This window comes from Lysinibacillus sp. K60, assembly GCF_019731275.1.
GTDB classification, from domain to species: domain Bacteria; phylum Bacillota; class Bacilli; order Bacillales_A; family Planococcaceae; genus Lysinibacillus; species Lysinibacillus capsici.
The window spans coordinates 51,128-68,231 of the sequence record NZ_JAASJR010000015.1; the positions used below are offsets into that span (position 1 = coordinate 51,128).

Below are 17,104 nucleotides of genomic sequence, written 5' to 3' on the forward strand. Positions count from 1 at the left end.
TTCGCACTCATTACTTATTTTATTCCCGAAATTTAAGGGAATAAACCATGTTTTAGTCGATTATCTCTTTTTCTTTCCAAGCTCTTTAAGAGGCTGCTTTTTAGGGATTTTTTCGAACAATATCTTCACATGAAAATTGTTGTTATCAACTTGTAGTACCTCCAACACCTTTGCCTTACGCCCTTTAATGCGAATATCTTCTTCCACAGTAGGTAGCTTGACGAGCAATTGACTTAAAACGGACGTCTTGTTTTCGTAGTAATGCGTCACAAACATCGCGATTCTCCTTCTGACTTTTGATTGTTACTCAATTTATGAGCAAGGGATAATAGTTAGAACTTTGGAGGTGGTGATCAAAAAATGAAGAACAACGAATAGATGCTTAAGATAATTAAAAATTGAAAGGGGTCTCTAGGTGTACAGTTTTTTAAACCTGAAGTATTTTGGTTCACGACATAGTAAATAACAAAAAACTATGTGATAAGAGCTAATAAAATAATTGGGTGTAAAATATGTTTGACACCTTATTTGTCCTACCTTAATATTATGGTGTAAAAGATCTTTTACAAGCTAGGAGCGGAGTGGTGTTAGAAATGAAAAATAAAATAAGGGTATATCGAGAAAAAAATAACCTCTCACAAGGTAAATTAGCGGAGTTATGCAATGTGACAAGGCAGACCATTAATGCCATTGAAAATAATAAATATGATCCAAGTTTGGAATTGGCTTTTACTTTGTCCTATATTTTAAGTGCTCCTATAGAAGAATTATTTATTTTTACATATGGAAGGAATGAGAAAAAGTGACGATTACAAAAAAGGTAAGTTTAATCGGTTCTTTAGTTATTATTGTTTCTATTGGTAGTTACGGTGTATATGAATGGATCACGAAAGAAATGATTGGTGCAGCGACAATTTTCTTTGTATTCTTAGGAATAGGTCTTTTATTTCAGTCCATTACTTGGGGAGAAATGAACGGAGTAAATGAAGGAAAAAAAGATGAGTTAGAAAAACATATAACACTTGTTAGTTCAAAAATTAGTTACTATCTTTTACTGTTATTTATGGTTATTGTTTTAGTGATCTCAGAAAGAGTAACCGCTTTAAATGATATTAAGAATATTCCACTTGTTATTGTCATAGGACTTGCTTGGATTACTATGCCAATTACTGAGTTTGTAGTTTCTAAAAAATATAGTTAAATAAATTGATCATTGTGAAGAAGGCTGATTTATTTTGATGAAGTTTAATTTTAGATCAACTTACCTCGATAGATTGATTAAGAGGTGAGTTGATTTTTTTGTTGGATATTTATGTTAAAATAACTATGGAAATTTTATGATAGGTTATTGTTATTAGACTACCATGACAAAAAAATTTAGAAAAAGGGGCGAGAAAGAAGAATGACAAATAATATCATCGAACAAGCAAAACGAGGGTTGGAGGGTTTTGCTATTGGAGGTTATCATACTAGCGGAAATTTTGGTAAGTATCGGGAGGAATACTATAAATATTTTGGAGATCCAGATTATGAAACGAGAAAGTACGCTATAGCTGCATTTACTTGTATGCTGGGTACTTGGGAAACAGGTTCTCTTCAGATATTTCAGCCAATTCAAGAGTGGGAGGAAAATAAGAAATGGAGCTCAAATCCATTAGACCAGAAGCGATTTTATCGTTTTAAAGATTATCTTTATGCACTGTTAGCACATCATGAGCAGATAGAGAAAGAATTTCCTTATATGTTTGAAGAGATTGTTTTGTTTTTAATAAAAATAGAATTAAATCAAGGGATCAGTTATGAAGAATGGTTTCCAGAGCATAACCCGAATTTGTTTCAGCGATTAAGAGAAGAAATTTTAATACCTAAACAACATTTGGCAGATAAAAGAAGTAATTGGGAATTATTGCTAAAAGAAATGGGTATTGAGCCTTTTTTTGAATCGGATCAATTTAGGTAATGAAAGTGATCCAAAATATCCCCTCAGAAAGGAAGTCTAGGTGATCTTAAAGAGAGGCACCCCACTTATTAGAAACAATCATTTAGCAAGCCACAGCGAAATAAAATTGCTATGGAAGCACTACTGCATGTTGCGGGGAAATCATTCACTCAGTCAGTTAGAGAGGAGGTCAATGTCCAGTTATTTTATAAAAAAATCAAAAATATGACATGATACTACAGGTAAGAATTACAACTTTCGACATGTTTTTTATTTATTTCTCGGGAAATATCTCATAGCGAGTTGTGAAAATGGTAGGGACTTCGTCAGCTGTTTTAGGCTATTTATGTTTGGCTGGCTCGGGTGGCTACATAAAAAAGTTACATTTCAATCAAACAGGTGGGTGGATTACGTTTCAGCTTGGGGGATGTTCGCTATAATAAGAGTAAGGAGGAAATGAAATGTATTTAAAATCATGTAAGGTGTTACAGGATACGATTCCCAATAAACAGGAGTATCCTTTTAATATTCCAAGCTTGCAGGATTTGCATGAGCTGGAGTTCCCGACGAATGTGACGTTCTTTGTTGGGGAAAATGGTTCGGGGAAATCAACATTACTGGAGGCGATTGCTGATCGCTGCGATTTCAATACGGCTGGTGGCGGTCGTCAAAATTTATATGAAGTACATAAGGCGGAATCTTCATTGGGGGAATATATCCGTTTGTCGTGGTTGCCGAAAATATCGAATGGGTTTTTTCTTCGATCAGAAACATTTTATCAATTTGCCAGTCATATTGATTTGTTAGAGCGCCATCCAAACAAATATGCTGCTTTTGGTGGGAAATCTCTACACCATCAATCTCATGGTGAATCCTTTCTTGCGTTATTTATGAATCGCTTTAAGGGTAAAGCCATTTATTTATTGGATGAGCCTGAGGCGGCATTGTCTCCAACGAGGCAGCTGAGCTTGCTGAAAATAATGAAGGACCTTGAGCATGAGGCACAATTTATTATTGCTACACACTCACCCATTTTGCTTGGCTATCCCAATGCAACGATTTATAGTTTTGATCAAGGAGAAATTGAATCCATTCGCTATGAGGATACCATACATTACATCGTGACCAAACGTTTTTTAGATGCGCCACAGTCTATATTAAGAGAGTTATTTGATGAGGAGAGAGAATCATGAATCAACGAAAAGGCTTAATCATGCGAGAAATCCGATTAGATGAAATGGCACAGTCCATTGATTTACTGAATTATGTCTTTCAAATGTCAATGTCCATTCACAAGGATCGTCGCTTTGTGAATGCGAAGAGTAGGCAATTTAATGAAGGGCATGCCATCGGGTGGTTTGATGGTTCACAGCTTGTATCGCAAATATTAAGTTTGCCTTTTGAGGTGAATGTGCATGGTAAGATTTATGAAATGGGTGGCATCACAGCAGTTGGGACATACCCTGAATATTCAGGACATGGCTTAATGGAGAGCTTGATAATTGAAAGTCTGCAAAGTATGCGAAATGAAGGACAGTATATATCCTATTTATTTCCATATTCTATTCCTTATTACCGCAAAAAGGGATGGGAAATTATGAGTGATATTGTGGAATTTCAAGTGAAGGATACACAGCTTCCTCATTATGCTGGTCTTAATGGGAAAATTCGCCGAGTTGATCCGAAGCATGAGGATGTGGTGGATATCTACGCACGCTATGCACAGAAAACGCATGGCGTAATGGTGCGCAATAGTATTGCCTGGAACGAGAAATTTCAGGAGGATTTCTGGGAGGAGAAATTTATAGATAGTGATGTGAACCTTCAGGCAGCGGTCTACTATGATGAAGAAGATGTGGCGCAGGGCTACATGTTCTATCGTATTATGGAGGAAAATTATTACATTGATGAAATCGTCTATTTGCAGGAAGAGGCTCGTAAAGGTTTATGGAATTTCGTCTCGGCTCACAGCTCGATGGTCTACAATGTCTACGGGAAAACAACCGGAAATGAAGCGGTAGCCTTTCTATTAGAGGACAGCGAGATCATTCAAAAGGTATCGCCTTATTTCATGGCAAGAATCGTCGATGTCAAAGAATTTTTACTGCGCTATCCATTTATCGGTCAGGATTTCGAGCTTCAGCTAGCTGTCAGTGATCGCACTGTGGCATGGAATAATGGTACCTACATCATCAAAATGAAAGATGGAAACCTTGCTGTGCAGAAGGTAAGTGAGACGTTGAACGCGAATGCTGTGCATTTAACAGTGCAAACACTGGCTACCATGCTGTTAGGCTACAAACGTCCAACCTATTTAGAAAAAATTGAACGATTACAGGGACGTGCAGAGGAAATTGCATTGCTTGAGGCGGTTTTACCAGTGGGTATCCCAACATTTATTGATTATTTTTAAGAGGTATGGGGGTTAAAGCCATAACGTTGACGGTTATGGCTGCCACGCCTCTTTTAACAGCTCAATCCCCAGCTTGATTTCTTCCAACGCTAATTTACTAAAGCCTAATTGCAGCATTGGTTCCTTATTTGTTTGATGGATAAAAAAGGGGCTTGTCGGATAAACCTTCACACCGTAAGTCGCCGCTCGTTGGATTAGCTGCTGCTCGGAAAGTGGAGACTTTATTTTCACTAATACATAGAGGCCTGATTGCTCGCCTAACACGGATATTTGCTGCCCAAAATGTCGTTGTAGCTCCTGTACAAGGTGCTGCATTTTTTGTTTATAGGTCAAACGCATTCGTTTAATATGGCGTGTCCATTCTCCCTGCGCCATAAATTGGGCCATTGTGCGTTGATGGAGGGACGAAGCATTTTGTTCAAAGTGAGCAAAACGCTCTTTATATGGCTGAACAAGTGCATTTGGTAGCACCATATAGCTTAAACGCACACCTGGTAAAAACGATTTTGAGAAGGTGCCGAGATAGATTACCCTTGATGAGTCGATGGAGGCCAGGGCAGGAAATGGCTGTTGCGTATAGCGAAACTCTCCATCATAATCATCCTCTAGAATATAACCATCGACTTGTTGAGCCCATTGTATTAAGGTCTGTCGCTGCTGAATAGACATGGACACTCCGTATGGGAAATGATGTGACGGGGTGACATACATTAAGCGTGATTGACAGCTTTGGAGTATATCAAGTTGAGCTCCTGTTTCCATTACAGGTAGTGACTCTATTTCGAAGTGATGTAACTGGAAGGCTTCACGTGCACCGTCATAGCCAGGGTCTTCCAAAAGAATGCTTGGAAAAGAATCTTTTAGTAAAAAGCCAAGATACAAGAGCATTTGCTGTGTGCTACTACCGATAATGATATTGTCGCTCGTTGTATAAACCCCTCTTGCTTGTAGTAAATACGGCACAAGCTGCTCCTTTAGCACTGATTCTCCAAACAGTTCTCCATATTCGTAACAGGTTGATTCCTGTAATACTTGATTGGCAATTTGGCGCCATGTTTTCATGGGAAAATGTTGCTGATCGACAGCCCCTGCGCGAAAATCTACAAGATAGGATGCAACCTTCTTTTTTGGCTGTGTCATAGGGGGCTGTTCCTGCTCCTTTAGAAAAACCTGCTCTAGTGCATTGACGAAATAGCCTTTTCGTCCCTCCCCACGTATGTATCCTTCTGCGACAAGCTGTTCATAAGCGGTTAATGTAGTATTACGACTGACCTGTAAAGTTTCTGCAAGTTTTCGTATGGAGGGCAGGGAATCATCTGTTTGAAGTGTACCTTGCGTAATAAGTACTTTAATTTGCTGATACACTTGCTTATATTTTGCCTCCTTTTCTGTTAATAGAAAGATAAAATCGTCCATAAGGCACCACCTTGACATGTTAAAATGTTTGGAACTGTTTCTTTTGAAATGTCAGATTATTTACTACCATCATACTAGAAGGACAATCAAAAGGAAATGGAGAGCATAACATGAAAATTTGTAAGGTGACACAGGAAACGATAGGAGAAGTAGCCCCATTATTTAATGCCTATCGTGAATTTTATGGACAATCATCTGATTTACAGCAAGCCGAGCAGTTTATACAGGAGCGAGTGATGGGAGGAGAGTCTATTATTTTTCTGGCATATTTGGAGGAGAAGCCAGTTGGATTTGCACAATTGTTTCCAGTCTTTTCATCTGTAGCTATGAAACGAGCGTTTCTCTTAAATGATTTATTTGTGGCGGAACAAGCCAGAAAACAAGGTATAGCACAGTCGTTGATGGAGCAATGCTATGCCTATTGTCAGCAGGAAGGTGCTCGTTACATGATGCTTGAAACCGCCAGAGATAATGTCCAAGCACAGAAGCTCTATGAAAAAATGGGCATGACGGTTGATGAAACTGTTTATTATTACAGTATTTATTGGTGATTTTTTTCGATGTGATGGGAGTTGGTGGAGAGCCCGCTCAAATATGAGGAGAAAGTGATCCATCAGAAGGAGAACCCGCTCAAACATGAGGAGAAAGTGATCCATCAGAAGGAGAACCCGCTCAAACATGAGGCGAAAGTGATCCAACTGAAGGAGAACCCGCTCAAACATGAGGAAAAGTGATCCAACTGAAGGAGAACCCGCTCAAACATGAGGAGAAAGTGATCCATCAGAAGAAGAGCACGCTCAATGCCCTTTTATATCTAAACTTCAGCCCCCACCATTTATTGTGTAATGGAGGGGGCTTTGTGTTTAGGCGTGGCTCATCCATCCTGCGAAGAGACCTGAGGAGAAAAAGCGGGTAATGTTTTGAAAGCCCGCTTCACTTAATAGCTGTTGGATTTCTTGATCGGAGAGGAAGGAAATATTCATGATGCCCTTGCCCATGCTATCTACCTTTTCTTTTGTATAGCCGGCATCTAAAAAGTAGCTTTGCCATATTTTGATGCGATCTTGTAGTTCGTCACTTTCTCGATCTCCGTAGGCACATGCGAGGACAAAGGGCATTCCAGGTTTTAATTGCTTGTGAATGTTTTGCAGTAGATGAAGTTTTTCCTGTCGATCTTCAATAAAATGAAGAACGAGGATACAGCTTGCTGCATCGAATTTCGGTGTTGATTGTGGCAAGCGCTCGATTGTTCCTTGTAGTAGCTGAACGCGACTTTCAATATCGAGTTGTACGGCTTTATGTTGTGCGATTTGGAGCATTTCCTCAGATAGGTCAACCCCAGTGAACTTCCATTTAGGGTTTGTTGGTCCCCATGCAGAAAGCTCGTTGCCCCCACCAGCTCCTACAACAAGTAGGGAAGCTTCTTGTTCCCATAAATGCATGCGGAAATAGGCTTGTGTCACGGCAAATAATGTGTCATAGGCAGGCACTGATATCCGCGTGCTTTGCTCATAAGTTCGTGCCTTTTCTAATAAATGTGTAGATAATGTACCCATTGTGATAGCCTCCAGTGTTTTAATGTCTCTATTACAGACCTTCAATGTCTGTAATAGAGTATAAATGAAAATAACTGAAAAGACAAAGGAGACCTCCGTAGACAGCAGTTTTTATGTAAAACATTTAAAAATTAATAATAAAGATAAACAATTTAATGTTTATCATTAAATTACTATTGAAAATAATGGTGCTTTCTTCTATGCTTGTAGTAAACAGGAGGGGAAATAAGATGATGAATAGTTTAATTAGTGCCATTTTGCAAGTGATGTTATTTTCGGTGATTCCATTTATTTGGTGGCTTTGCACAGCGAGAAAAAAACAGCCCTTTTTAACGTGGATAGGATTGCAAAAGCCGATTGTGTTGCACAAGGGAAGGTATGCCATGTACATTGTACTCTCCATTTTCGCGCTGTTTGTACCGAGCTTTGCGCTAATCTTTTTCTATATTGATCGCTCCTTACTAGCAGCGAATCAATTCGTGGGACTTGGAGCGACGGCAGTCATTCCAGCGCTTTTCTATGCCATTATTCAAACCGGTTTATCAGAGGAGCTATTATTTCGCGGCTTTTTATTAAAGAGAGTAATGAAGACTTTTGGCTTTCAAGTAGGTAATGTCGTGCAAAGTTTTGTTTTTGGCTGTGTTCATGGTGCCATGCTATGGTCGGTGCTTCCGCTTCATGTAATCTTATTAGTTGTGCTTACAACAGCGCTTGCTGGCTATGTGATGGGCTGGGTGAATGAACGAATTGCTGGGGGCTCTATTATTGCTAGCTGGAGTATCCATAGTATCGTAAATTTCATAGCGGCGTGCTTGTATATGTTTATATTTTGACTTATTTGCATTTCTTTGCTGTCACTTGCATAATAGGGCAGAGAAGATTTTTTCGTGAAGGGACGTGCAAGCATGACAGAGTGGCCTAAGGGAGTAGCAAAACCAGCAATTCGCGCATTACATGCCGCGGGCTATACAGAATTGAAGCAGCTAGAAAGAGTTGAGCTTTCTACATTAGCTCATCTTCATGGAATGGGTCCAAAAGCTTTAGCAGCGATTGAGGCGGCACTAAAGGAAAGTAGGGAACCTCGTGAATAAGCTGACATTATTTTTACTGGCGATGGTTGTCTATTATATCCTCGTTGTAGTCGTTATTAGCAAGCTGTTTATTATTCCTATTATGAAAGTGATGGCTCTTATCTTTTTTATAGGGGCAGGTTATATCTTTTCTCGTAAAATGCGTAGGAAATTACAGTAGGAGGTAATATGAAAATTGTTAAATTAACATTCTTTTATTTAGCTATTATTTTATTGGCATTGACGCTGTCCTTAGCGGGTGTTCGTCTATCCATCTCACTTGGAATATTTGCATTAATTGCGGTAGGGATGATTTATCGCCATATACATATTTTATATCGCACAAACAATATGGAGCAGGTAGATCAATGGGTAAAAAATCATCGAAAAGAGCCTATATTTGCTGCTCTCTATGCATCAGCTTACGGGACAAAAGAGGAACAGATTCAGGCAATCGATGTCATCATCCATCATTATAAGCAGCCAGCTATTAAGTACAATTACCTCTTTATTAAGGCGATTATGGAGGAGAATCTTGGAGCTGCTAAAGTAGCCGCAAGACAAATTGATAGGGAGCCTTTAACTAGCTATGCATTATGCTATATCGCTGCGCTTGAAGGTCGATCAGCCGATATGAGAAGTGATAAACTAACACAGCCGTGGATGCAACCTGCAATTGAAGCCATCTATGCCTATACAATAAAGGATCAGGCTAAGTTCCGCCAATTCGCAGATGACAGCATCCAACAAGCACGTGGCATACAGAAATACGCTTTAATACATAATTTTAAGCAAATGGAAGATGAATTGGTAAAGGCATAATCGAAGGGCTACTTGATAATAGTATCAGGTAGCCTGATTTTGTGTCAGAAATCATAAATTCAATGAGGTGGAAATGTTTGTCTAAAATAGATCATATGATGCAGATTTTATGGATGTTGAATTCAGGTAGGAAAATTACTGCGAAAGAAATTGCTGAAAAATTAGAGATAAATATCAGATCCGTTTACCGCTATATTAACTCACTTTCTGCCAGTGGTGTGCCAATTATAGCTGAAACAGGTCATCATGGGGGATATACCCTGTTGAATAATTTTATTAAAAGTCCTCTTATTTTTGATGTTGATGAGAAAGCGGCATTACTTCATGCTTCTATTTTTGCAAAAGAAGCTGGTTATTTTTTAGATGAGGCATTAAACAGTGCAACAGCAAAGCTTACAATGTATTCAAATCAGGAGCAAGAAAAAATGATTCAACAGCATTTACAAGGTTTCGAGATAATCGGTCCAACAGAAACCTCATTGGAGCCACTATTAAAAAAATTAGAAGAGAGTATAGTAAAGGAAACCTCTATAGAAATGGAATACCATACTAATAATGAAGAGCAATCTAAGTGTAGGGTGGTTAATCCATATGGTTTGGTTTATTGGAATCAAAACTGGTATATCGTTGCATTTTGTCATGTAAGAAATGAAATCCGTACTTTTAAAGTAGGCCGAATTAGCAGTCTGCATCAAACCGTCATCCCCTTCCAACGACCACAATCTTTCTCTGCCAGTGATTTTTTTATGGATAGCCTTTTTCCCCAAGATGAACATAAACAGAAGCTTGTGCCCTTCATCATTTGTGGAAAGACAAGTGCTGTGGATGCAATCAGTCAGCATTGGTTTTTAAAGTATCACCTCAAAGAACGCACCAATAAGAACGCAATATTTTTAGTAGATGAGGAAGCACTCCATACATATGTACCCTATTTACTTTTTCCCTATGGAAAATCAATCCAAGTAGTAGAACCCATAAGTCTAAAGCAAAAGATAATTGACGTTCTATATGAGCTCATACATTTTTATGGAAATGAAAACTTTACTGACGGAGAATGTCAGTAAAGTTTTTTTATACTAAGCATAGTTTCAATAAAAGGAGTGTTTATTATGCAGACAAGAAAAGTGTATCTTTATGTATTTGATACGATGGCAGATTGGGAGATAGGGTATTTAATGGCAGAATTAAATACAGGTAGGTATTTTAAAAAGGGGCTAGAGCCTTTAGAGGTGATAACTGTAGGGATTGATAGAAGTCCTGTTATGACAATGGGTGGCATCACCATACTTCCAACTATTGCCGTTGCTGAATGTCACTTGAATAGCATGGATGTCTTGATTCTTCCAGGAGGCAATACATGGCTAGAATCTATTCATGATCCTGTATTGAATAAAGTCTCAAAAGCGTTGAACGAAGAAGTTTTCATAGCTGCAATTTGTGGTGCAACGTTCGGTCTCGCAAAGCTTGGTTTGCTTGATACAAGACAACATACGAGCAACGATCTCGAATACTTGAAGATGCTTTGTCCACATTATATGGGGGATGAATATTTTAAACAGAAGCCAGCCGTAACTGAGGGGAATTTAGTAACGGCATCTGGCATTGCACCGCTGAATTTTGCCTACCATGTTTTGAGGCTGCTCGATGTTTTTACACCAGAAACATTACATGCTTGGTTTAAGCTTTATGAGACGCAGGAGAAAAAATATTTTTATGAATTAATGACATCCATTGAATAATAATTAGTCTAAGAAGAGCATGTTCATTGTTAAAACATGCTCTCTTTTTTTACATTAACTTTTTTTATCCAACAAAATGCCTCGCACAATACCCATCATGAAGATGCCAAATAACAGCAGTAAAAATAGGTAAGCATGCCATTGTTGTAAAATACGTTCGCGTCCTAAAGCCACCGTAAGATCATTGAAAAGGGAGTAGGTAAAATACAATAGAATACTATTTTTGATGAGACAAAACGTTAGGATGCCATTTTGTCGCTGTCTATGGGATAGCGGTGCTTTATTTTTACGCATCACAGGATAAGCGGCCTTTATCTCTAAATAGTGTAAAAGTAGAAAGAGCATAAGAGCGACAAAGGGTAAATAAAAAATAGCAATTTTCGGACCGAATTGGGCATGGTCACTCGTGAAGCTTTGTAAGACAGGAATCATGGCAGGGAGCTTGCCATATTGAATAAGTGTCGCTGTAATGCCAGCTAGAAAAATAGTCGCCACAATAACCGTTAGCTGGTGACAAAAGCGTGGTGTGGGTGTTTTTTGTTGTATATGCATCCTTGCTCCTCATTTCCATCATCATTGATAATAACAATCTGTTATACTGTATCATAGAATGATTGCTTTTTGTGTTAGGGAAAGAAGGATATTATGGAATACTTGTTGTTTTTACTTATTGGCATCATTGGGAATGTCATTGGTACGTTAGTTGGGGGTGGTGGCTTAATTACCTTGCCAACGATGATGCTAATGGGTGTACCCGTCCATTCGGCTATTGGCGCAAATAAAGTGTCCAATATGGTGAGTGCTTTTTCAAGCTTTTATACAATTTATCAACGTAAGGAATTAGCATGGAACGAAATGCGTTCGGTGTTACTTGTCTCTTTAATCGGAGGTACATTGGGGGGACTTTTCGCTTCATTCATGAGTAGTCAATCATTAACGTTTATTGCTATTATTTTACTTGGCTTTGCGCTTGTCATGTCCTTTATGGGTGGAGCTGATTTTGGCGACAAGGAACGTTTTACGATGAATCGAAAAAACGGTCCTATCCTTCTTGGAGTTGGCTTTTATGACGGTATGTTTGGTCCGGGCAGTAGTACATTGGCGCTTTATACATATGCACATGAGAAGATTTCCTATATTAAAGCCGTGGGGCTATCACGGGTAGGGGTATTTGCAATGTGCTCAGGAGCAGCGATTACCTATATTGCTACAGGGAAAATCGAATGGCCGTTAACGCTTATTTTAATGATTGGCTCGACGATTGGTGCACAAATTGGGCTTGTGCTAGCCAGAAAAGTGAAAGCACATCAGGTAAAGCTTTTACTGCGTATTGTAACGATTGTGCTGATTATACAGCTTGTTTATGATTTCATCCATCAGCTTTAGGAGGTGATTGTCCTGTTTGAAATTTCACCCTATCCAACCTTTTCGTGGTCGCTATCGCGTCACAAAACATTGACAAGCTGCGCCCGCAAATACGGCTATGAATATTACTTTTCACATAACGGGTGGCTCAGTTACAATGTGGAGCCATATCATCAACAGGTGTATCGCTTAAAAAAGCTGCAATCGATGCCTATTTTATTTGGGCAAATTGTCCATCGATACATTGAGCAGGCCATTAATGATTATTTACAAACAGGAAAAGCTCCAACAGTAGAGGAGCTAATTCAATTGGGGCGCGGGCAGCTGAATGCAGCCTTTATTGACTCCACTCGTCGTCTTGAATTTTGGAGGCAAAAACCAAATAAGTATTATATGATGCAGGAAATCTATTATCATGGCACCCTTTCTCCTGAGCTTGTGCAAGACTATAAAGAACGTTTACGACTTGTTTTTAATCATTTTTTAATGAGTGAAACATTCCAGCAAATCACCTCACAAAAAGGCTCTCTCCGTATCGGAGAACCAGAGCAATTCCGCTCCATGAAAATAGAAGATGTCCAGGTATTTGTTGTTATGGACTTTCATTATTATGATGAATTGAGGGATAAATGGATTATTGTTGACTGGAAGACCGGTGGAGAATCTGATGATGACCGTCAGCAATTAGCCCTCTACGCTTACTATGTTCAGCAAAAATACCGTGTGTCTCTAGCGCAAATCGAGGTCTATAATGAATATTTATTAACAGGCAAGCGCAAGAAATATAGTTTTACAGACATCGATATGGAGAATAATTTGTATACGTTTCAGCGCAGCGTTTTAGAAATGAAAAAGTATCAGGCTGATATTTTTTCCAACGAGCCCGTAGACATCGAGGACTTTGAACAAACCCAAGAAAAATGGCATTGTCGTGGCTGTAATTTTAGGGAGTTATGTGCGCAGAAATATGATGAAACATTGAGCAAGTGACCAAAAAGTCATCGAAATGGTCGCTTACTTCATTTTTATTCTTTTTGGTTAAAATGACTATATGTATTGATTGTCATTTTTATATCAGAGTGACCTAGTTGCTCCTGTATAATCTTAAAATTTACATTCCGACTGACCATAAATGAGGCATATGAATGTCGTAAAGCGTGAAAATTCAACTTTGGTAAACTGTACTTTTCAATAATTCTTTTCCAAGCAAGATCTATAGCAGCAGGTTTTGATGGATAACCATTATGGAAATTTCAAAAGAAAGTGACTATGGTATGGAAAATAATAAAATTATACAAAATGTGAAACAAACTATTTCTGGGATTGAAATTGGGTATTTTACCACTGCCAAAAATTATATTTATGATGAGTATTTTAAATATTTTAATGATGATGATAAAGAAACTAAAAAATATGCATTATTAATTTTTACATGCATGTTAGGCAACTGGTTTAATAAGTCTACTTTTGTCTTTAAACCTGAAAAGGAACGTTTAAAATACAACAATGAAAAAGGAACAAAATTTTTTAATTTTGAGGATTATATAACTTCATTGTTAGATAACTATCAAAATATTAAACAAGAATTTCCTTATATGTTTGAGATTATTGTTGTGTATTTAATTTTGATAGAAAAGGATAAACATATGATTTATGAAGAATGGTTTCCAGAAATTAATCCGGAAGTATTTCAAGAACTTAGGGAGAAAATTTTAATTCCCAACAAAAATCTGGTCGATGATTGTCATCCAATAAAATATTTATTTAGAGAAGTTGGAATTAAACCTTTTTTCAAAGGTGATTTTTTTGATGAATAAATACTAAAACCACATTTCAAATGTACAGCACCCCATAAGTTAGGCCAAAAATCTAACTTTTAGCCTGTAGACATCGAGGACTTTGAACAAACACAAGAAAAATGGCATTGTCGTGGCTGTAATTTTAGGGAGCTATGTGCATCAAGGTGAAAAAGAAGCGAGTGCTAAAATAGCCTCTCGCTTCTTTTTAAGAAATTTTCGTATAATGAGCTTTTGTGCTTTTTTTAATAAAGTAAAGAAAAATTAATTGCACAAGCACAACGATTAGAAACATGATGCCCAAAATAATGAATGAAACCATTTTCACTTCAGGTGTTTGCACAATCCCTGCACCATCAACATTTCTTGCCCCAATAAATACGGCGATGCCAGAAAAAATCAATAACCATACAATATTTACAGCCCACCAAATTATTTTCATACCCAATATGGCACCCTCTTTCTTCTTGTAATTCCCTTTCGGAGCTTAATTATAGCAATTTACCTTAAATTTGGAAATGTCCTATAGATGGTGCTACATCTCAGCCTAGAGACGGATTGACTATTTTTAAAATAGAAGTTTTTCATAGGCTTCATTTCTTATTTAGGGGGAATATGGTAAATTTGGTATGTGCATATTAGGTATTACCTTAGAAAGGAGGCAGCATATGATGAACAATAAAAAGACGTTTATAGGGTCAATCGTTATGTTGGGTATTTGTATGTGTCTGTTTTTTCCGTATCCTTACAATGAAGCGATGATGGCACATACTACCTTCATGTCAATTCCGATCGAAACACAAGATGGATATGTGTTACTTGGCATCTTTGGCTCGATTTTATTTATAATTGCTATGATTTTACTACTTAGGAGCATAAACAAATATCATTTTCGAATATTTGTCATGGTAGTATTACTCTATTCTTTTTTACCCCATTTGCTCATCATGGCATACCAAGAAACCTTTGCTAGTGGCATTATGGCCATTTCATACAAAGGGGATGGAGAATGTCGGTTTGATATGGTGGGAAAAGACTTAATGAATGGGGAATGTACCATTGTTCTACATAATCGAAGCAATGAAGCTGTGTCCTTTGATTTACAATTTATCGATACGGATTTTTTTAAAGGCGATAAGCGGATGAATTCACTGATGAATATAGCAGGGCCATATCATGTGACCATCGAGGCCAATCGTGAAAAAGCTATTCATCTAAAGGAAATACTTGATTTAACAGATGTTCCTAATCATATAGAGGGAGGTAGCTCCTCCAAGGTGCATGTTCAATTAATTGACGGTGACAAGGAAAGAACTTTATAAATAGTCGATGCGTGGAAAATATTTTGCGTCTAATACATAGTTTCAACGTTGCATTTGCTTTTATGGTAAAGTTGTATTAAATTATAGTAAGCTATGAATTGATCTTGAGAGAGGAGGCGAAAAGTCATGGAAACGATTTTCAGAAGAACGGCGATTGAGGTAAAGACATTTTTACAATTAGATGATTTAGGCTCAAAGGGACCAGTCTGTGGTTTTTTAAGAAAACAGCATAGTGAAGGTAGTAACCGGAAGCTTTTTGCCTTTGTTAGTCATGTGTGAAAAATGACTTTTTAACCATACAAAGTAATTGGTAGACGCCGGTTTTATGGCGTCTTTTTTGTTGTGATAAAACTGAGAGAGGGTGAGTGAATTGCTAAAAAAACTAAGACAATTAAGGAATGTTGCAGTGTTCCAAGCGCTTCTAATTTAGAAAAATAATTAGAAGCGAGGAATTAACTATGAAAAAACAGCCAATTTTTACTTCATCATTTCTTTTTCTATTTATAAGTAATTTTTTCATTTTTATAGGATTTGAAATGCTATTACCTATTTTACCAGCCTATTTATTAAGCATAAACGCCAATCCGATGCAAGTAGGCTTGGTGACGACGGTATTTACACTAGGTGCCATTACGATAAGACCTTTTGTAGGGTACTATTTAATGGATCATAAGCGGAAAAAACTAGCGATTGTGGCAAGTATAGCATTACTAATAATTACAATGCTGTATCCATTGCTTCACACGATTTGGATTTTCCTATTACTTCGACTTTTCCATGGAACAGCGTGGGGTGTATCCACGACAGCCAATAGTACAATGGCTGTAGATAGTATCCCTAAAGCTCGATTAGGAGAGGGGATGGGCTATTTCTCGGTATCCACAACCGTGGGAGCGATTGTTGCACCAAGTCTCGGGATTCTTATTTACAGTACCTTTTCTTTTCACACGCTGATTTGGTCATCAGCCTTACTAAGCCTTTTTGCGATCATAATGCTTTCATTTGTGCATGCCACGGCACCTACTCAAAATGACAAGCAGCCATTTCGATTTATGGAAGCGATATTTGAAAAAGAAGTAAGGTTTCAGGCATTATTGACTGTTGTGACGACGCTTGGTTTCGGCGCCATCATTACATTTTTAGTTCTTTTTGGTGAACAAAAGGGATTACAACATATTTTCCTATTCTTTCTTATCAACGCAATTGTTTCCACGTTAATACGTCCTTTTACAGGGAAATGGTTTGATAAGCATGGACCATGGTCGATCATTATTGTATCAGCGATTTTCGGTTTTCTATCATTAATCGTGTTATCCTATACTACAAATAATTTCACTTTGATTTTCGCTGCGATTTTATTTGGTACAGGCTATGGCACCATTATGCCGTGCCTACAAACTTGGGCTGTTCAAAAAGTAAGTGAAGCCAAAAGTGGTGCAGCCAATGCCACTTTTCTTTCCAGCTTTGATGTTGGGGTCGGTATGAGCGCATTTATCTTAGGGATTTTAGCTGAGTGGATAAGTGTAGAAATGATTTTCCGACTTGTTAGCCTAAGCTTCCTTCTTGTCGCTCTGTTAGTCTACCGGGATTACATTCTTAATAAGAAAACAAACCATTAATACAGGAAGAAGGACCAGTCTCAAGTGCTGGTCCATTTTTCTTTGAA

At 37.9% G+C, this 17,104-nt stretch carries 23 protein-coding genes and 1 pseudogene; 18 read left to right on the forward strand and 6 right to left on the reverse strand.

Annotated elements, in window-relative coordinates; all coding sequences use genetic code 11:
• Window positions 1-60: 60 nt before the first annotated feature.
• Window positions 61-276, reverse strand: a complete 216-nt coding sequence (locus tag HCH28_RS22505) for a hypothetical protein (RefSeq protein ID WP_221683179.1) — start codon at window positions 274-276, stop codon at window positions 61-63.
• A gap of 317 nt (window positions 277-593) precedes the next feature.
• On the opposite strand from HCH28_RS22505, the gene HCH28_RS22510 reads away from it, so the two are divergent.
• The 5 genes from HCH28_RS22510 to HCH28_RS22530 all read left to right on the forward strand — a co-directional run bounded on the left by HCH28_RS22510 (window position 594) and on the right by HCH28_RS22530 (window position 4,352).
• On the forward strand, window positions 594-806 hold the full coding sequence (locus tag HCH28_RS22510; RefSeq protein ID WP_221683212.1) for a helix-turn-helix transcriptional regulator: 213 nt from the start codon (window positions 594-596) through the stop codon (window positions 804-806).
• Entirely contained in the window at window positions 803-1,201 is a 399-nt protein-coding gene (locus HCH28_RS22515) for a hypothetical protein (protein WP_221683180.1), read from the forward strand. Before HCH28_RS22510 ends, HCH28_RS22515 begins: the two co-directional genes overlap by 4 nt.
• Before the next feature lie 201 nt (window positions 1,202-1,402).
• Entirely contained in the window at window positions 1,403-1,960 is a 558-nt protein-coding gene (locus tag HCH28_RS22520; protein WP_221683181.1) for a hypothetical protein, read from the forward strand.
• A 440-nt stretch (window positions 1,961-2,400) separates the two neighbouring features.
• Window positions 2,401-3,132, forward strand: coding sequence for an AAA family ATPase (locus HCH28_RS22525; protein WP_115674008.1), 732 nt, complete (start codon window positions 2,401-2,403; stop codon window positions 3,130-3,132).
• Entirely contained in the window at window positions 3,129-4,352 is a 1,224-nt protein-coding gene (locus tag HCH28_RS22530) for a GNAT family N-acetyltransferase (protein ID WP_221683182.1), read from the forward strand. The genes HCH28_RS22525 and HCH28_RS22530 overlap by 4 nt, the downstream gene beginning before the upstream one ends.
• Window positions 4,353-4,385: 33 nt before the next feature.
• On the opposite strand, the gene pdxR is transcribed toward HCH28_RS22530, so the two are convergent.
• Window positions 4,386-5,768, reverse strand: coding sequence for a MocR-like pyridoxine biosynthesis transcription factor PdxR (pdxR, locus tag HCH28_RS22535; protein WP_221683183.1), 1,383 nt, complete (start codon window positions 5,766-5,768; stop codon window positions 4,386-4,388).
• A 110-nt stretch (window positions 5,769-5,878) separates the two neighbouring features.
• Here pdxR and HCH28_RS22540 point away from each other — a divergent pair, with 110 nt between their 5' ends.
• Window positions 5,879-6,319: a GNAT family N-acetyltransferase gene (locus tag HCH28_RS22540; RefSeq protein ID WP_221683184.1), complete on the forward strand. Its 441-nt coding sequence runs from the start codon at window positions 5,879-5,881 to the stop codon at window positions 6,317-6,319.
• Between the two features lie 312 nt (window positions 6,320-6,631).
• Here HCH28_RS22540 and HCH28_RS22545 read toward each other — a convergent pair whose 3' ends face one another.
• Window positions 6,632-7,324 (reverse strand): class I SAM-dependent methyltransferase, encoded by a 693-nt coding sequence (locus tag HCH28_RS22545; RefSeq protein WP_221683185.1) that lies wholly within the window; start codon window positions 7,322-7,324, stop codon window positions 6,632-6,634.
• A 230-nt stretch (window positions 7,325-7,554) separates the two neighbouring features.
• On the opposite strand from HCH28_RS22545, the gene HCH28_RS22550 reads away from it, so the two are divergent.
• From HCH28_RS22550 to HCH28_RS22575, 6 genes are all read left to right on the forward strand, one after another.
• Window positions 7,555-8,157 (forward strand): CPBP family intramembrane glutamic endopeptidase, encoded by a 603-nt coding sequence (locus HCH28_RS22550; RefSeq protein WP_221683186.1) that lies wholly within the window; start codon window positions 7,555-7,557, stop codon window positions 8,155-8,157.
• A gap of 72 nt (window positions 8,158-8,229) precedes the next feature.
• On the forward strand, window positions 8,230-8,415 hold the full coding sequence (locus HCH28_RS22555; protein WP_202341883.1) for a helix-hairpin-helix domain-containing protein: 186 nt from the start codon (window positions 8,230-8,232) through the stop codon (window positions 8,413-8,415).
• The gene (locus HCH28_RS22560) at window positions 8,408-8,575 is read left to right on the forward strand and encodes a hypothetical protein (RefSeq protein WP_016993359.1); all 168 of its coding nucleotides are present in this window, start codon (window positions 8,408-8,410) and stop codon (window positions 8,573-8,575) included. The genes HCH28_RS22555 and HCH28_RS22560 overlap by 8 nt, the downstream gene beginning before the upstream one ends.
• 8 nt (window positions 8,576-8,583) lie before the next feature.
• Entirely contained in the window at window positions 8,584-9,216 is a 633-nt protein-coding gene (locus tag HCH28_RS22565; RefSeq protein ID WP_221683187.1) for a hypothetical protein, read from the forward strand.
• Between the two features lie 77 nt (window positions 9,217-9,293).
• On the forward strand, window positions 9,294-10,280 hold the full coding sequence (locus tag HCH28_RS22570) for a helix-turn-helix transcriptional regulator (protein ID WP_221683188.1): 987 nt from the start codon (window positions 9,294-9,296) through the stop codon (window positions 10,278-10,280).
• 45 nt (window positions 10,281-10,325) lie between these two features.
• The gene (locus tag HCH28_RS22575; protein WP_221683189.1) at window positions 10,326-10,955 is read left to right on the forward strand and encodes a type 1 glutamine amidotransferase family protein; all 630 of its coding nucleotides are present in this window, start codon (window positions 10,326-10,328) and stop codon (window positions 10,953-10,955) included.
• A 54-nt stretch (window positions 10,956-11,009) separates the two neighbouring features.
• Here the strand turns inward: HCH28_RS22575 and HCH28_RS22580 are convergent, their stop codons facing one another.
• A complete protein-coding gene (locus HCH28_RS22580; RefSeq protein ID WP_221683190.1) occupies window positions 11,010-11,507 on the reverse strand; it encodes a DUF1648 domain-containing protein in 498 nt (165 codons plus the stop codon).
• Between the two features lie 93 nt (window positions 11,508-11,600).
• On the opposite strand from HCH28_RS22580, the gene HCH28_RS22585 reads away from it, so the two are divergent.
• Window positions 11,601-12,341 carry a sulfite exporter TauE/SafE family protein gene (locus tag HCH28_RS22585; protein WP_004228897.1) on the forward strand — a complete coding sequence of 247 codons (741 nt, stop codon included), beginning with the start codon at window positions 11,601-11,603 and terminating at the stop codon, window positions 12,339-12,341.
• Between the two features lie 12 nt (window positions 12,342-12,353).
• Window positions 12,354-13,310 carry a PD-(D/E)XK nuclease family protein gene (locus HCH28_RS22590; RefSeq protein WP_221683213.1) on the forward strand — a complete coding sequence of 319 codons (957 nt, stop codon included), beginning with the start codon at window positions 12,354-12,356 and terminating at the stop codon, window positions 13,308-13,310.
• A gap of 35 nt (window positions 13,311-13,345) precedes the next feature.
• Here the strand turns inward: HCH28_RS22590 and HCH28_RS25515 are convergent.
• A pseudogene (locus HCH28_RS25515) lies at window positions 13,346-13,549 on the reverse strand (tyrosine-type recombinase/integrase); the annotation flags it as partial.
• 15 nt (window positions 13,550-13,564) lie between these two features.
• On the opposite strand from HCH28_RS25515, the gene HCH28_RS22600 reads away from it, so the two are divergent.
• Window positions 13,565-14,137, forward strand: a complete 573-nt coding sequence (locus tag HCH28_RS22600) for a hypothetical protein (RefSeq protein WP_221683191.1) — start codon at window positions 13,565-13,567, stop codon at window positions 14,135-14,137.
• Window positions 14,138-14,324: 187 nt separating this feature from the next.
• Here HCH28_RS22600 and HCH28_RS22605 read toward each other — a convergent pair whose 3' ends face one another.
• Entirely contained in the window at window positions 14,325-14,558 is a 234-nt protein-coding gene (locus HCH28_RS22605; protein WP_255601735.1) for a DUF3923 family protein, read from the reverse strand.
• A gap of 226 nt (window positions 14,559-14,784) precedes the next feature.
• Here HCH28_RS22605 and HCH28_RS22610 point away from each other — a divergent pair, with 226 nt between their 5' ends.
• The 3 genes from HCH28_RS22610 to HCH28_RS22620 all read left to right on the forward strand — a co-directional run bounded on the left by HCH28_RS22610 (window position 14,785) and on the right by HCH28_RS22620 (window position 17,057).
• On the forward strand, window positions 14,785-15,438 hold the full coding sequence (locus tag HCH28_RS22610) for a hypothetical protein (RefSeq protein ID WP_221683193.1): 654 nt from the start codon (window positions 14,785-14,787) through the stop codon (window positions 15,436-15,438).
• A gap of 126 nt (window positions 15,439-15,564) precedes the next feature.
• Entirely contained in the window at window positions 15,565-15,717 is a 153-nt protein-coding gene (locus HCH28_RS22615; RefSeq protein WP_202341894.1) for a hypothetical protein, read from the forward strand.
• Window positions 15,718-15,896: 179 nt separating this feature from the next.
• Complete coding sequence (locus tag HCH28_RS22620; RefSeq protein WP_221683194.1) at window positions 15,897-17,057, forward strand: MFS transporter; 1,161 nt, start codon at window positions 15,897-15,899, stop codon at window positions 17,055-17,057.
• The last annotated feature ends 47 nt before the right edge of the window (window positions 17,058-17,104 follow it).

Coding starts and splice junctions, on each gene's coding strand:
- HCH28_RS22530 (WP_221683182.1), top strand. CDS start 3,129: ATGAATCAACGAAAAGGCTTAATCATGCGAGAAATCCGATTAGATGAA.
- HCH28_RS22565 (WP_221683187.1), top strand. CDS start 8,584: ATGAAAATTGTTAAATTAACATTCTTTTATTTAGCTATTATTTTATTG.
- HCH28_RS22550 (WP_221683186.1), top strand. CDS start 7,555: ATGATGAATAGTTTAATTAGTGCCATTTTGCAAGTGATGTTATTTTCG.
- HCH28_RS22540 (WP_221683184.1), top strand. CDS start 5,879: ATGAAAATTTGTAAGGTGACACAGGAAACGATAGGAGAAGTAGCCCCA.
- HCH28_RS22620 (WP_221683194.1), top strand. CDS start 15,897: ATGAAAAAACAGCCAATTTTTACTTCATCATTTCTTTTTCTATTTATA.
- HCH28_RS22610 (WP_221683193.1), top strand. CDS start 14,785: ATGATGAACAATAAAAAGACGTTTATAGGGTCAATCGTTATGTTGGGT.
- HCH28_RS22600 (WP_221683191.1), top strand. CDS start 13,565: ATGGAAATTTCAAAAGAAAGTGACTATGGTATGGAAAATAATAAAATT.
- HCH28_RS22555 (WP_202341883.1), top strand. CDS start 8,230: ATGACAGAGTGGCCTAAGGGAGTAGCAAAACCAGCAATTCGCGCATTA.
- HCH28_RS22545 (WP_221683185.1), bottom strand. CDS start 7,324: ATGGGTACATTATCTACACATTTATTAGAAAAGGCACGAACTTATGAG.
- HCH28_RS22615 (WP_202341894.1), top strand. CDS start 15,565: ATGGAAACGATTTTCAGAAGAACGGCGATTGAGGTAAAGACATTTTTA.
- HCH28_RS22580 (WP_221683190.1), bottom strand. CDS start 11,507: ATGCATATACAACAAAAAACACCCACACCACGCTTTTGTCACCAGCTA.
- HCH28_RS22520 (WP_221683181.1), top strand. CDS start 1,403: ATGACAAATAATATCATCGAACAAGCAAAACGAGGGTTGGAGGGTTTT.
- HCH28_RS22510 (WP_221683212.1), top strand. CDS start 594: ATGAAAAATAAAATAAGGGTATATCGAGAAAAAAATAACCTCTCACAA.
- pdxR (WP_221683183.1), bottom strand. CDS start 5,768: ATGGACGATTTTATCTTTCTATTAACAGAAAAGGAGGCAAAATATAAG.
- HCH28_RS22585 (WP_004228897.1), top strand. CDS start 11,601: ATGGAATACTTGTTGTTTTTACTTATTGGCATCATTGGGAATGTCATT.
- HCH28_RS22575 (WP_221683189.1), top strand. CDS start 10,326: ATGCAGACAAGAAAAGTGTATCTTTATGTATTTGATACGATGGCAGAT.
- HCH28_RS22505 (WP_221683179.1), bottom strand. CDS start 276: ATGTTTGTGACGCATTACTACGAAAACAAGACGTCCGTTTTAAGTCAA.
- HCH28_RS22525 (WP_115674008.1), top strand. CDS start 2,401: ATGTATTTAAAATCATGTAAGGTGTTACAGGATACGATTCCCAATAAA.
- HCH28_RS22605 (WP_255601735.1), bottom strand. CDS start 14,558: ATGAAAATAATTTGGTGGGCTGTAAATATTGTATGGTTATTGATTTTT.